13 protein-coding genes are annotated in these 13,733 nt (G+C 64.5%); 6 read left to right on the forward strand and 7 right to left on the reverse strand.

The features are described from left to right. Nucleotides 1–26 precede the first annotated feature (26 nt). Complete coding sequence (locus tag ACIQYU_RS24210) at nucleotides 27–635, forward strand: 5-formyltetrahydrofolate cyclo-ligase (protein ID WP_207837610.1); 609 nt, start codon at nucleotides 27–29, stop codon at nucleotides 633–635. A gap of 18 nt (nucleotides 636–653) precedes the next feature. Here ACIQYU_RS24210 and ACIQYU_RS24215 read toward each other — a convergent pair whose 3' ends face one another. Next, a complete protein-coding gene (locus tag ACIQYU_RS24215) occupies nucleotides 654–806 on the reverse strand; it encodes a hypothetical protein (RefSeq protein ID WP_207837609.1) in 153 nt (50 codons plus the stop codon). Between the two features lie 178 nt (nucleotides 807–984). Between ACIQYU_RS24215 and ACIQYU_RS24220 the strand changes: the two genes are divergently transcribed. The 4 genes from ACIQYU_RS24220 to ACIQYU_RS24235 all read left to right on the forward strand — a co-directional run bounded on the left by ACIQYU_RS24220 (nucleotide 985) and on the right by ACIQYU_RS24235 (nucleotide 6,359). Beyond that, on the forward strand, nucleotides 985–1,434 hold the full coding sequence (locus ACIQYU_RS24220) for an EVE domain-containing protein (protein WP_063912169.1): 450 nt from the start codon (nucleotides 985–987) through the stop codon (nucleotides 1,432–1,434). Nucleotides 1,435–1,568: 134 nt separating this feature from the next. Beyond that, nucleotides 1,569–2,528, forward strand: a complete 960-nt coding sequence (locus ACIQYU_RS24225) for an HlyD family secretion protein (RefSeq protein WP_207837607.1) — start codon at nucleotides 1,569–1,571, stop codon at nucleotides 2,526–2,528. Then, nucleotides 2,525–5,245, forward strand: coding sequence for a ribosome-associated ATPase/putative transporter RbbA (gene rbbA, locus ACIQYU_RS24230; RefSeq protein WP_402802500.1), 2,721 nt, complete (start codon nucleotides 2,525–2,527; stop codon nucleotides 5,243–5,245). The genes ACIQYU_RS24225 and rbbA overlap by 4 nt, the downstream gene beginning before the upstream one ends. 1 nt (nucleotide 5,246) lies before the next feature. Beyond that, complete coding sequence (locus tag ACIQYU_RS24235) at nucleotides 5,247–6,359, forward strand: ABC transporter permease (RefSeq protein ID WP_402802502.1); 1,113 nt, start codon at nucleotides 5,247–5,249, stop codon at nucleotides 6,357–6,359. Between the two features lie 181 nt (nucleotides 6,360–6,540). Here ACIQYU_RS24235 and ACIQYU_RS24240 read toward each other — a convergent pair whose 3' ends face one another. Continuing rightward, entirely contained in the window at nucleotides 6,541–6,945 is a 405-nt protein-coding gene (locus ACIQYU_RS24240) for a flagellar basal body-associated protein FliL (protein ID WP_025341058.1), read from the reverse strand. Nucleotides 6,946–7,115: 170 nt separating this feature from the next. On the opposite strand from ACIQYU_RS24240, the gene ACIQYU_RS24245 reads away from it, so the two are divergent. After that, nucleotides 7,116–8,093, forward strand: a complete 978-nt coding sequence (locus ACIQYU_RS24245; RefSeq protein WP_207837599.1) for an NADPH:quinone oxidoreductase family protein — start codon at nucleotides 7,116–7,118, stop codon at nucleotides 8,091–8,093. Between the two features lie 114 nt (nucleotides 8,094–8,207). Here the strand turns inward: ACIQYU_RS24245 and ACIQYU_RS24250 are convergent, their stop codons facing one another. The 5 genes from ACIQYU_RS24250 to trxA all read right to left on the reverse strand — a co-directional run bounded on the left by ACIQYU_RS24250 (nucleotide 8,208) and on the right by trxA (nucleotide 13,659). Beyond that, nucleotides 8,208–8,858 carry a gamma-glutamylcyclotransferase gene (locus ACIQYU_RS24250; protein ID WP_025341060.1) on the reverse strand — a complete coding sequence of 217 codons (651 nt, stop codon included), beginning with the start codon at nucleotides 8,856–8,858 and terminating at the stop codon, nucleotides 8,208–8,210. Between the two features lie 246 nt (nucleotides 8,859–9,104). Continuing rightward, nucleotides 9,105–10,073 (reverse strand): CDP-6-deoxy-delta-3,4-glucoseen reductase, encoded by a 969-nt coding sequence (locus ACIQYU_RS24255; protein ID WP_402802506.1) that lies wholly within the window; start codon nucleotides 10,071–10,073, stop codon nucleotides 9,105–9,107. Continuing rightward, nucleotides 10,073–11,539 carry a 4-hydroxy-3-polyprenylbenzoate decarboxylase gene (ubiD, locus tag ACIQYU_RS24260; RefSeq protein WP_025341062.1) on the reverse strand — a complete coding sequence of 489 codons (1,467 nt, stop codon included), beginning with the start codon at nucleotides 11,537–11,539 and terminating at the stop codon, nucleotides 10,073–10,075. Before ubiD ends, ACIQYU_RS24255 begins: the two co-directional genes overlap by 1 nt. Nucleotides 11,540–11,744: 205 nt before the next feature. Further along, entirely contained in the window at nucleotides 11,745–13,004 is a 1,260-nt protein-coding gene (rho, locus tag ACIQYU_RS24265) for a transcription termination factor Rho (RefSeq protein WP_003253661.1), read from the reverse strand. A gap of 328 nt (nucleotides 13,005–13,332) precedes the next feature. Then, complete coding sequence (gene trxA, locus ACIQYU_RS24270; RefSeq protein WP_012274768.1) at nucleotides 13,333–13,659, reverse strand: thioredoxin TrxA; 327 nt, start codon at nucleotides 13,657–13,659, stop codon at nucleotides 13,333–13,335. Between the last annotated feature and the right edge of the window lie 74 nt (nucleotides 13,660–13,733).

Below are 13,733 nucleotides of genomic sequence, written 5' to 3' on the forward strand. Positions count from 1 at the left end.
GGCCAGCACCTGGGATCGCCCGTGCCATGACCGACACCGCGCAGCTCACCCGCCCCCAGCTCCGTCGCCTGCTCCGCAATGCCCGCCGCGCCCTCACCCCTGCCCAGCAACGCCAGGCCGCCGTTGGCCTGTACCGCCAGCTGGCACAGCACCCGCTGTTCCGCCGCGCCCGGCACATTGCCCTGTACCTGCCCAACGACGGCGAAATCGACCCTTGCCTGCTGCTGCGCGAAGCCCAGCGCCGCGGCAAGCGCACCTACCTGCCGGTACTGCACGCCTGGCCGCGCACGCGCATGGTGTTCCAGCGCTTCGAGCAGGGCGAGAAGCTCAAGCCCAACCGCTTTCGCATTCCCGAGCCGGTCACCGAGCGCAAGCGCCAGCGCCCGATCTGGTCGCTGGACCTGATCCTGCTACCGCTGGTGGGTTTCGACGAAGTGGGCGGGCGCCTGGGAATGGGCGGTGGTTTCTATGATCGCAGCCTGGCCTACCAGGCGCGTCGGCAGAGCTGGAAAAAGCCGTTGCTGTTGGGGCTGGCACATGAATGCCAGAAGGTCGAGCGGCTTGCCCAGGCCAGTTGGGATGTACCGCTGCAGGGGACGGTCTCGGACCGGGGCTGGTACCTGGCGCCGCGTTGAGCGGCGCCGGCGGGGGCATCAACGTTGCGGCTGGCTGGCGTCGACCGGCATCTGATAGGCGTTGTCCAGCTTGCGCTCCCAGAACCCTTGCGCATAACCGGTAGTGACCACACCCAGGCCGAAAATGAACACCAGGATCCACAGCAGATCCGGCTTGTTACGTTGATTCATCGAAGATTGCCCCCCAGGCAAACTGTTCAGGCTCGGCGATTTTCTGGGTATCGCCGGAGCATCGCGCTTTAATCGGGGCGCATTTTCCGACAACCTGCGTCCGCACGCAAACCTTGACGTCAACCGGCTGTCGGTTTCGTGCAACAGGTTATTTCAAACCATTTCAGGAGCAGCACCCATGGCCTACTGGCTGATGAAATCCGAGCCCGACGAGCTCTCCATCGAAGCCCTCGGCCGCCTCGGCGAAGCGCGCTGGGACGGCGTGCGCAACTACCAGGCGCGCAATTTCCTGCGGGCCATGAGCGTTGGCGACGAGTTCTTCTTCTACCATTCCAGCTGCCCGCAGCCCGGCATCGCCGGCATTGCCAGGATCACCCGCGCGGCCTACCCGGACCCGACCGCGCTGGACCCGCAAAGCCACTACTACGATGCCAAGGCCACGACCGACAAGAACCCGTGGAGCGCGGTGGATGTGGCCCACGTGCAAACCCTGCCGCGGGTGCTGGAGCTGGGCTGGCTGAAACAGCAGGCCGGCCTGGCCGAATTGCCGCTGGTGCAAAAGGGCAGCCGCCTGTCGGTGATGCCGGTGACGCCAGAGCAATGGGCAGTGATTGTCGCTTTGCGTTGAAACTGCGGCTAAGGTCAGTCTTTGCACAGTTGGCCGCTCCCACAGGCACCGCATAAGGACTTTGACCGGCATCAACACGTCGCTCATGACCGCAAGCCATGATGCAGTGTGCATGACCGCAAGGATGCAGACCGATGAACCGATACGCCCCCAGGATCTTCGCCACCGCGCTGATCGCCCTACTCGCAGCAGCCGGCGGGCTGGGATACTGGAAGTCGCTCCACGACCAGTTGCCCGAAGGCCTGAGCATGGGCAACGGCCGCCTCGAAGCCACCGAAGTGCAGATCGCCAGCAAGATCCCCGGGCGCCTGGCCGAGGTGCTGGTCGACGAAGGTGACAAGGTCACTCGCGGCCAGCTGCTGGCGCGTATCGACACCCGCACCATGCAGGCCCAGCGCAGCCAGGCCGAAGCCGAAGTACTGCGCGCCCGGGAAAACTACGCCGCCGCCCAGGCCAGCGTGCAGCTGCGCCAGAGCGAACTGCTGCTGGCCAGCCAGGAGCTCAAGCGCGTGCGCGAGATCTTCCAGCGCAAGTACGCCAGCCAGCAGCTGCTCGACCAACAGCAGGCGCGCTTCGACACGGCCAACGCCGCCGTGGTCGCCGCCCGCGCCCAACTGGCGGCGATCAAGGCCGCCATCGGCGCCGCCGAGGCCCAGGTAGCGCAGCTCACCAGCGAGATCGACGACAGCAGCCTGCGCGCACCGATCGACGGCATCATCCAGCTGCGCCTGGCCGAACCCGGTGAAGTGCTGGGTGCCGGCGGCCGCGTACTGATGCTGATCGACCCCAGCGACCAGTACATGAACCTCTACCTGCCGGCCTCCACCAGCGGCCGGCTGACCGTCGGCGACCAGGCGCGGATCGTGCTCGACGCCCTGCCCGAGCGGGCGCTGCCGGCGAAGGTGGCCTTTGTCGCGGCCAAGGCCCAGTTCACCCCCAAACAGGTGGAAACCCGCGACGAGCGGCAGAAGCTGGTATTCCGGGTCAAGCTACGCCTGACCGACCCTGGCGCCGTGCCGCAGGCCAAGCCGGGCATGCCAGGCGCCGGCTATGTCCGCACGGCTGAGGTGGACTGGCCGGCCAACCTGCAATGAACGCCCCGGCACTGCTGGCCGAAGGTATCAGCCATCGCTATGGCGGCCTGCTGGCCCTGCACCCCCTTGGCTTCAGCCTGCCAGCGGGCACTCGCTGCGCGCTGATCGGCCCTGACGGGGCTGGCAAATCGACCCTGCTAGGGCTGATTGCCGGCGTCAAGCGCCTGCAACAGGGCGAGCTGCAGGTGCTGGGTGGCTCGATCCGCCAGCGCCGCCATCGCGCGGCACTGTACCCGAAAGTGGCGTTCATGCCGCAGGGGCTGGGCAACAACCTGTATCCGGAGCTGTCGATCCGCGAGAACATCCGCTTTTTCGCCACCCTGTTCGGCCTCGGCCGCCGCGAGTGCGAACAGCGCATGGCCAACCTGCTGCAGGCCACCGACCTGCAGCGCTTTGCCGAGCGCCCGGCGGGCAAGCTGTCGGGCGGCATGAAGCAGAAGCTGGGCCTGTGCTGCGCACTGATCCACGAGCCGGACCTGCTGATCCTCGACGAGCCGACCACCGGCGTCGACCCGCTGTCACGGCGGCGCTTCTGGGAGCTGGTCGAACAGGTGCGCGCGCAGCGCCCGCAACTGACCCTGCTGGTGGCCACCGCCTACATGGAGGAAGCCGAACAGTTCGAGCATTGCCTGATGCTCGATGGCGGCCGCCTGCTGGCCGCAGGCCCCAGCCATGAACTGGCCGCAGTCACCCCCAGCGGCAAGCTGGACGACGCCTTCACCCACTACCAGGGCGCGGGCAAGGCGCAACACTCTCCGCTCATCATTCCACCGCGTCCGGCCACTGACAGCCCGGTCGCCATCGAGGCCCACGACCTGACCCTGCGCTTTGGCGATTTCACTGCAGTGAACAAGGTCAGCTTCGCCATTGGCCGCGGGGAGATCTTCGGCTTCCTCGGCTCCAACGGCTGTGGCAAGACCACCACCATGAAAGTGCTCACCGGCCTGATGCCGGCCAGCGAGGGCAGCGCCAGCCTGCTCGGCCGCCCGGTGGATGCCAGCGACCTGGCCACGCGCAAGCGGGTCGGTTTCATGTCACAGAGTTTCTCGCTGTATGGAGAGCTCAGCACCCGGCAGAACCTGACCCTGCATGCCCGCCTGTTCGACCTGCCCAAGGCCGAGAGCGCCCAGCGTATCGACGAACTGATCGAGCGCTTCGACCTGGGCGCCATCGCCGACCAGCCATCCGCCGCCCTGCCCCTCGGCCTGCGCCAGCGCCTGTCACTGGCGGTGGCGGTGCTGCACCGCCCGGAAGTGCTGATCCTCGACGAACCCACCTCCGGCGTCGACCCGGCCGCCCGCGACGACTTCTGGCGCTTGCTGGTGGAGCTGTCACGCGAGCAGGGCGTGACCATTTTCCTCTCCACCCACTTCATGAACGAAGCCCAGCGCTGCGACCGCATCTCGCTGATGCATGCCGGCCGGGTGCTGGCCTGCGACACGCCGGATGCCCTGCAGCGCCAGTATCAGGGCAACACCCTGGAAGACGCGTTCGTTCGCTGCCTGGAACAGGCCCAGGAACTGGCGCCACAAGCCACCGACAACGCCGTGCTGGAGCAGGCCGCCACGCCTGCGCCGGCGCTGCGCCAGGGCTTCAGCCTGCGTCGCCTGCTGGCCGTGGCCAGCCGTGAGGGCAAGGAGCTGCTGCGGGACAAGGTGCGCCTGGCCTTCGCCCTGCTGGGTGCGATGTTCATGATGGTGATCTTTGGCTATGGCATTTCCCTGGATGTGGAAAACCTCGCCTTCGCCGTGCACGACCAGGACCAGAGCCCGCAAAGCCGGGCCTACCTCGAAGCCTTCCGTGGCTCACGCTATTTCGCCGAACAGGCGCCCATCCGCGATACCCGCGAAATGCATCAGCGCCTGCAGCGCTCGGAAATCAAACTGGCGCTGGAAATTCCGCCCGGCTTTGGCCGCGACCTGTACGCCGGGCGCCAACCGGTAGTGGCCGCCTGGCTCGACGGCGGCATGCCGTTCCGCGCGGAAACCAGCCGCAACTACGTGGAAGCCGTGCACCAGGCCAACCTCGAGCAACTGGCCAAGGCCAGCCCGCAGCCGCAGCCGCGCCAGGACCTGGTGCGCCTGGAAACCCGTTTTCGCTACAACCAGGATGTGGTCAGCGTGAACGCCATCGGCCCGGGGGTGATGGCACTGATCCTGGCCTTCATCCCGGCCATGCTCACCGCGCTCGGCATCGTCCGCGAGAAAGAGCTCGGTTCCATCACCAACTTCTACGCCACGCCCCTCACCCGCCTGGAGTTCCTGCTCGGCAAGCAGGCGCCCTACCTGGCCGTGAGCCTGGTCAACCTGGCGCTGCTGGTGGCGATGAACCGCTGGCTGTTCGCCGTGCCGCTCAAGGGCAGCGTGCTGGCCCTGGCCTGTGGCGGCGTCGCCTACCTGCTGGCGACCACCAGCCTGGGCCTGCTGATTTCGGCTTTCACCCGCACCCAGATCGCCGCCATTCTGGGCACCATGATCATCACCAGCCTGCCGACCATCCAGTTTTCCGGGCTGATCGTGCCACGCTCGTCGCTGGACGGCGCGGCAGCGGTGATGGGCCAGCTGTTCCCGGCGGGCTACTTCCTCGACATCGCGGTCGGCACCTTCACCAAGGCACTGGGCCTGCGCGAACTGTGGCCGCAGTGCCTGATCCTGCTCAGCTTCTTTGCCGTGTTCACCGGCCTGAGCCTGGCCATGCTGAAGAAGCAGGAGGCCTGAGATGTCGCGCCTGAACCACACCCTGCGCCTGGGCCTGAAAGAGCTGACCAGCCTGCGCCATGACAGTGTGCTGCTGTTGTTCCTGCTGTATGCCTTCAGCGTGGCCATCTACATGCCCGCAGCCGGCTCGGTGATCGGCGTGCACAACGCCAGTGTCGCGATAGTGGACGAAGACCACAGCCAGCTGTCGCGCAAGCTTGGCGAAGCCCTGCAACCGCCCGAGTTCCAGCCCGCCGTGCCGCTGGCCCCGGGGCGCCTGGACCAGGCCATGGACAGCGGCCAGTACACCTTCGTGATCAACGTGCCGGTGAATTTCCAGAGCGACCTGCTGGCCGGGCGCTCGCCGGAACTGCAGATCAATGTCGACGCCACGGCCATGAGCCAGGCATTCATGGGTGCCGGCTACATCGGCCGCATCTTCGAGCGCGAGCTGCTCGACGACAGCCAGCGGATCAACACGCAGAGCCCGGTGGCAATCAACGCCAAGGCCCTGTTCAACCCCAACCTGGAGGGTGGCTGGTTCCTGGCGGTGATCCAGATCGTCAACAACATCACCATCCTGGCGATCATCCTTACCGGCACCGCGCTGCTGCGCGAGCGTGAGCACGGCACCCTCGACCACCTGTTGGTACTGCCGTTGACCGCGCTGGAAATCATGCTGGCGAAAATCGCCAGTAACGCGCTGGTGGTGGTGATCTGCACCTGGATTTCGCTGGTGGTGGTGGTCAAGGGCGCACTGGGCGTGCCGCTGTCCGGTTCGATGGGGCTGTTCCTGGCCGTGACCGCACTGTACCTGTTCGCCAGTACCGCGCTGGGCATTTTCCTCGCCACCCTGGCGCGCTCGACACCGCAGTTCGGCCTGTTGGCGATCCCGGTGATCATCCCGATGCTGTTGCTGTCCGGCGGCAGCACGCCGCTGGACAGCATGCCGCAGTGGCTGCAATGGGTGATGCAGGGATCGCCATCGACGCACTTCGTCAGCCTTGGCGCCGCAATCCTGTTCCGTGATGCCGGGTGGACGGTGGTGTGGCCAGACATCCTGGCGCTGGCCGTGATCGGCCTGGTGTTCTTCAGCGTGGCGCTGGCGCGGTTTCGCCGTAGCCTGGCGTCCTGAGCCGCGCATACCCGGCTCAAAATCTGAAAGATTGCGCGATTCCTGTGGGAGCGGGTTTACCCGCGAACACCGGCGCAGCCGGTGCCATGCACCGCGTTGGATTCTTCGCGGCTAAAGCCGCTCCCACAGGGATCGCGCCACAGTCCGGATTGCGCTGTTCCTGAGAGAGCCGGCTTGCCGGTCACTGCACGATCAGGTTGTTGAACAGCAGGTCTTCGACGATCGGCTTGCCCTCTTCGGCTTCCATCACCTGTTGCACCTGCTTCAGCGCTTCCTGGCGAAGATGCTCCTTGGCCTCGACATTGCTCATGCTGTCCACCGACTGCTGGGTGAACAGCGCCACCAGCTGGTTGCGGATCAGCGGCTCGTGGTGCTTCACCGCCTTCGCGGCTTCGTCGCCGGTCACGCGCAGGGCCACGTCGGCCTTGTACACGCGCAGCCGCGGGCTGCCGTCGAGGGCATAGTTGCCGACAAAGGGCGGGCTCAGGCTGATGTAGGCTACCTTGGGCGCCCCTTCCTTGGCTTCCTCGGCCATGGCCGCAGCCGGCAGCAGCAGCGCCAGCACCATCAAGATCCACGCTTTCACGAATTCGCTCCTCAAATACAGTTGGCGCCAGCTTACCCAGCATGCCGCTCAAACCCAAGCCCGGGCTTGTGCCGCCACTTATGCCTGCACATCAGGGCAGGCCATGCTCGTTGACCGGGCAGGCGGCCCTCCTACACTTATCGGCCACGACCCGCAAAGGAATAGCCCCGATGAAAGCTGTGTTGTGCAAAACCCTGGGCCCGGCGCAAAACCTGGTGCTGGAAGAGGTGGCCAGCCCGGTGCCAAAGAAAAACGAGATCCTGCTGGATGTCCAGGCCGCCGGGGTCAATTTCCCCGACACCCTGATCATCGAAGGCAAGTACCAGTTCCAGCCACCATTGCCATTCTCCCCCGGCGGCGAGGCGGCGGGTGTGGTGGCCGCAGTCGGGGAAAAGGCCGGCGCGTTCAAGGTCGGCGACCGGGTCATGGCGCTGACCGGCTGGGGTGCGTTTGCCGAGCAAGTGGCGGTGCCGTTCTACAACGTGCTGCCGATCCCGGCGAGCATGGACTTCACCACTGCTGCGGCGTTCGGCATGACTTACGGCACCTCCATGCACGCCCTGCGCCAGCGCGGCCAGCTGCAGGCGGGCGAGACCCTGCTGGTGCTGGGCGCGTCCGGCGGGGTCGGCCTGGCAGCGGTGGAGATCGGCAAGGCCATGGGTGCGCGGGTAATCGCGGCCGCCAGCAGTGCGGAAAAACTGGCCGTGGCCAAGGCGGCCGGGGCGGACGAACTGATCGACTACCGCCAGGCCAGCCTGCGTGACGAGATCAAACGCCTGACCGGTGGCCAGGGGGTGGACGTGATCTACGACCCGGTGGGCGGCGAGCTGTTCGAGCAGGCGGTGCGCGGGCTGGCCTGGAATGGCCGGTTGCTGGTGGTGGGCTTTGCCAGCGGGACTATCCCGCAGCTGGCGGCCAACCTGGTGTTGCTCAAGGGCGCGGCGGTGCTCGGGGTATTCTGGGGGGCGTTTGCCCAGCGTCAGCCGGAGGACAATGCGGCCAACTTCCGGCAGCTGTTTGCCTGGCATGCCGAAGGCAAGTTGAAGCCGCTGGTGTCGCAGACTTATCCACTGGCTGAGGCGGGGGCTGCCATTGAAAAGTTGGGGCAGCGGCAGGCTGTGGGTAAGTTGGTCGTACTGGCCAGGTAAGACAGTTCCGGCCTTTTCGCGGGTGAACCCGCTCCCACAGGGACCGCACCGCCCTCAAGGAATGTGCAGTACCTGTGGGAGCGGGTTCACCCGCGAAGAGGCCGGCACAGGTAATCAAACCTCCCGCAGGTTATGGCAGCGCCTGAACCGCGCCTCCAGGTTGCGATCAGGCATCTGGTGACTGCGCAGGGCATTCAAGGTTTGCTCGACATAATCGCGCGTGGTGCCATAGCGCCCCTTGGCACTGGCCAGGATCTGGCTGAGCAAGGTGTCCGGCAGGTTCCCGGCATAGCACGGCAAATGCCGCTCCAGCACGAAGCCCAGGGCCTGCACCTTGCTGCCATCGCCCAACCGGCAACTGAGCCAGTGCGGCCGGTACGCCGGGTACGGCATCTCGCGCTGCCACAGGGCCATCAGCGACTCGTCCAGGCTGCTTTCATCCAGCCGGTAGGCAAAACCACTGCAGGAGCCACCACGGTCCAGGCCGAACACCAGGCCGGGAGTTTCCGGGGTGCCGCGGTGTTCGTGCGACCACAGGTACAAGCCACGGTGGTAACCATGTACCCGCGCGCGTTGGCGCTCCACGGAGTTGCACTCCGGCCGCCAGATCAACGAACCATAGGCGAACAGCCACACCGGCCCACCCTGATGGCGAGACATGGTTGTCTTCATGGAATTGAACAACTGTTCGCGAGTATGTTGCTGACCGAAGTCGAGTGTCGGAGGATATGAAACTTCCCAGGACATACTTTCAAGTGCCGACATAAGCTGCCGCCATTATCCCTGTGAACTACGGATGTAGCGAGATTCGATTACGATGCGGCCCAAGGCCTATTTACCAAGGGCGCTTGCAGTAACCATAGGACAGAAAGGCAGGAATACTCAAGCCCTCACGCCAGCGTTTCATCCGCGCTGCCGACGACCGGAAAGTACTGTTTCAAAAACGGTGAAAGTTATTAGCCAAGGCGGTAACAATTACCGCCTTATACCCATACTTTCAAACTTCGGTTATTAGCCACGGGGTGCGTAGGCAAACACATCGGCGCGCATGCGATGCGCATCCATACCGGCTTCGACCAACGCGTCGAGAGTGGCATAGATCATGTTCGGCGAGCCGCTGGCATATACATGCACGCTGTTGAGGTCGGCAATATCCTCGCAGACCGCCTCATGCAGCATGCCGCATCGGCCTTCCCAGCCGCACAGGTCGCTGACCACCTGATGCAGGAACAGGTTGGGCAGGCGCTGCCATTCTTCCCAGTGCTCGATCTGGTAGAAGTCCTGGGGCCGGCGCACGCCCCAGTACAGGTGTACCGGGTGCTTGAAGCCCTGGGCCCGGCAATGCTCGACCAGGCTGTGCATCTGGCCCATGCCCGTGCCGGCAGCGATCAGCACCAGCGGCCCGTCGGGCAACTCGGCCAGATGGGTGTCGCCGAACGGCATTTCGATGCGTGCCAGGCCGTCGCGCTTGAGCTGCTCGATCAGTTGCAGCGCACTGGGCTCGCGCGCCAGCACATGCAGCTCCAGCTCACGCCCGGTATGCGGCGCAGAAGCCAGCGAGAAGGCCGCCTGCTTGCCGCCGTCACGCTCGATCATCAGGTATTGCCCGGCGTGATAACGCAGCGGTTTGCCGGCTGGCGCGCGCAAACGCACACGCCAGACGTCGCCACCGACCTCGACGCACTCACTGACACTGCACGCCAGTTTGCGCACCGGCAGCTCGCCCAGGGCGAGCACACCATCCCAGAGCAACACGCAGTCCTCCAGCGGTTCGGCAATGCAGGTGAACAGTTCGCCATGGTCACGGACTTCGCCGTCCTGGCGTACCCGGCCTTCGACCAACAGCGCGGCGCAGACATGGCAATTGCCATTGCGGCAGCTGTTCGGGCAGTCATAGCCCAGCCGCCGCGCTCCATCCAGGATCCGTTCCCCGGGTTCGAGCGCCAGCACCGCCCCGGACGGCTGCAACGTTACCTGCATCAATCTATTCCCAACTGATCCCACAGCTCATCGATACGGCGGGTGACGGCTTCGTCCTTGACGATGACCCGTCCCCATTCGCGTGTAGTCTCGCCCGGCCACTTGTGCGTGGCGTCCAGCCCCATCTTCGACCCCAGCCCGGATACCGGCGACGCGAAGTCCAGGTAGTCGATCGGGGTGTTGTCGATCATCACCGTATCACGCTTGGGGTCCATGCGCGTGGTGATGGCCCAGATCACATCGTTCCAGTCGCGGGCATTGATATCGTCATCGGTGACAATAACGAACTTGGTGTACATGAACTGTCGCAGGAACGACCACACACCCAACATCACGCGCTTGGCGTGGCCCGGGTACTGCTTCTTCATGGTCACCACCGCCATGCGGTAGGAGCAGCCTTCCGGCGGCAGGTAGAAGTCGACGATTTCCGGGAACTGCTTCTGCAGGATCGGCACGAACACCTCGTTCAGCGCCACGCCGAGGATTGCCGGCTCATCTGGCGGGCGGCCGGTGTAGGTGCTGTGGTAGATCGGTTTCTGCCGGTGGGTGATGCGCTCGACGGTGAACACCGGGAAGCTGTCCACTTCGTTGTAGTAGCCGGTGTGGTCGCCGTACGGGCCTTCCGGGGCCATTTCGCCCGGGTGGATCACGCCTTCCAGGATGATTTCGGCGGTGGCCGGTACCTGCAGGTTGCTGCCCCGGCACTTGACCAGCTCGGTGCGGTTGCCGCGCAACAGGCCGGCGAAGGCGTACTCGGAGAGGGTGTCCGGCACCGGGGTCACGGCGCCGAGGATGGTGGCCGGGTCAGCGCCCAGGGCCACGGCGACCGGGAACGGCTGGCCAGGGTTCTTCTCGCACCACTCGCGGTAGTCCAGGGCACCGCCACGGTGGCTGAGCCAGCGCATGATGACCTTGTTGCGGCCGATCACCTGCTGGCGGTAGATGCCCAGGTTCTGGCGGTCCTTGTTCGGGCCGCGGGTGACGGTGAGGCCCCAGGTGATCAGCGGCGCCACGTCGCCCGGCCAGCAGTGCTGGATCGGCAGTGCGCCGAGGTCGACATCGTCCCCCTCGACCACCACTTCCTGACACACTGCGTCCTTGACCACTTTCGGCGCCATCGACACGACTTTCTTGAAGATCGGCAGCTTGGACCAGGCATCCTTCAAGCCCTTCGGGGGCTCGGGTTCCTTGAGGAAGGCCAGCAGCTTGCCGATTTCCCGCAGTTCATCGACCGACTCGGCGCCCATGCCCATGGCCACGCGCTCCGGGGTGCCGAACAGGTTGCCCAGCACCGGGATGTCGAAGCCGGTCGGCTTTTCGAACAGCAATGCAGGGCCCTTGGCACGCAGGGTGCGGTCGCAGACCTCGGTCATTTCCAGGACGGGGGAGATCGGAACCTGGATGCGCTTGAGTTCGCCGCGCTGTTCCAGGCCACGGATGAAGTCGCGCAAGTCGCGATACTGCATGCAGAAGCCTCGTGTTGGCCGTATCGGTCGGGGGTGCAGAGTGTAGCGCCGTTCGGGCTTTGTTTGGGGGCAAAAATGCATTGGGGCCGCTTCGCGCCCCTTCGCGGGCACGCCCGCTCCCACAAGGATCTCACTGAACCTGTGGGAGCGGGCGTGCCCGCGAAGGGCCGCAAAGCGGCCCCAATTACTGCCTGGCCTGAAACGCTTACTTGCGCTTCATCGACAGGAAGAACTCGTCGTTGGTCTTGGTCTGCTTGAGCTTGTCGACCAGGAACTCGATGGCGGCGATTTCGTCCATCGGGTGCAGCAGCTTGCGCAGGATCCACATGCGCTGCAGTTCGTCGTCGGCGGTCAGCAGCTCTTCGCGGCGGGTACCGGAACGGTTGATGTTGATGGCCGGGAACACACGCTTCTCGGCGATGCGGCGGTCCAGCGGCAGCTCCATGTTGCCGGTGCCCTTGAACTCTTCGTAGATCACTTCGTCCATCTTCGAGCCGGTTTCGACCAGCGCGGTGGCGATGATGGTCAGCGAACCGCCTTCCTCGATGTTACGCGCAGCACCGAAGAAGCGCTTCGGCTTCTCCAGGGCATGGGCGTCGACACCACCGGTCAGTACCTTGCCGGAGCTCGGGATCACGGTGTTGTAAGCCCGCGCCAGACGGGTGATGGAGTCCAGCAGGATGACCACGTCCTTCTTGTGCTCGACCAGGCGCTTGGCTTTCTCGATCACCATCTCGGCAACCTGCACGTGGCGGGTTGGCGGCTCGTCGAAGGTAGAGGCGACCACTTCGCCGCGCACGGTGCGCTGCATTTCGGTCACTTCTTCCGGGCGCTCGTCGATCAGCAGGACGATCAGGTGGCACTCGGGGTTGTTGCGGGTGATGTTGGCCGCGATGTTCTGCAGCATGATCGTCTTGCCCGCTTTCGGCGGGGCAACGATCAGGCCACGCTGGCCTTTGCCGATCGGGGCGCACAGGTCGATGACGCGGCCGGTCAGGTCTTCGGTGGAACCGTTACCGGCTTCCATCTTCAGGCGCTTGTTCGGGAACAGTGGCGTCAGGTTTTCGAACAGGATCTTGTTCTTCGCGTTTTCCGGGCGGTCGAAGTTGATGGTGTCGACCTTCAGCAGGGCGAAGTAACGCTCCCCTTCCTTCGGCGGGCGGATCTTGCCGACGATGGTGTCGCCGGTACGCAGGTTGAAACGGCGGATCTGGCTGGGCGAGACGTAGATATCGTCAGGGCCGGCCAGGTAGGACGCATCAGCCGAACGCAGGAAACCGAAACCATCCTGGAGAATCTCCAGCACGCCGTCACCCGAGATCTCTTCGCCGCTTTTCGCGTGCTTCTTCAGCAGGGCGAAAATCACGTCCTGTTTGCGCGAACGGGCCATGTTTTCGATGCCCATCTGTTCGGCCATTTCCAAAAGATCGGTAATCGGCTTTTGCTTGAGTTCAGTCAGGTTCATAAGGGGAATGACGTAATCATGTAAGAAGGGAGAATTAAGCTTCTGGCTTAATGAGGCCGCGCCGCTAGATGGCGACAGGATCGCGTACTGATTCGAATTAGGGATGCTTCGGCGACGGCGTGTAGAGGGCACTGGAAAAGCAGTGCGAGGCCGAATGTAACACTTGCTTTTTTCGACGTCTAGTGGTTTTGACCGGGTAAATCGTGCCATGTGGGAGCGGGTTTACCCGAGAAGGCGGCAGCGGGTTCGGCATCGAATTCGCGGGTAAACCCGCTCCCACAGGCCCTTCGGACAAAGAAAAGCCCCGCATCTGCGGGGCTTTTTCACATCACAGGTGGGCGTCGAGGAACGCGGCCAGCTGCGATTTGGACAGGGCGCCGACCTTGGTGGCTTCGACGTTGCCGTTCTTGAACAGCATCAGCGTCGGGATACCACGCACACCGTGCTTGGCCGGGGTTTCCTGGTTCTCGTCGATGTTCAGCTTGGCGACGGTCAGTTTGCCCTCGTAGGTAGCAGCGATGTCGTCCAGAACCGGAGCGATCATCTTGCATGGGCCGCACCATTCAGCCCAGTAGTCGACCAGCACCGGGCCTTGAGCCTGCAGTACGTCGGCTTCGAAGCTGGCGTCGGTGACGTGTTTGATTTTGTCGCTCATGGAAATCTCCAAGGTCGTAAGCAATAAAAAACGTTGCCCATCATAGCCGCACCCGTCTCCTACAGGAAGTCGCG

This window comes from Pseudomonas sp. NPDC096925 (assembly GCF_044762545.1).
Taxonomy (GTDB): domain Bacteria; phylum Pseudomonadota; class Gammaproteobacteria; order Pseudomonadales; family Pseudomonadaceae; genus Aquipseudomonas.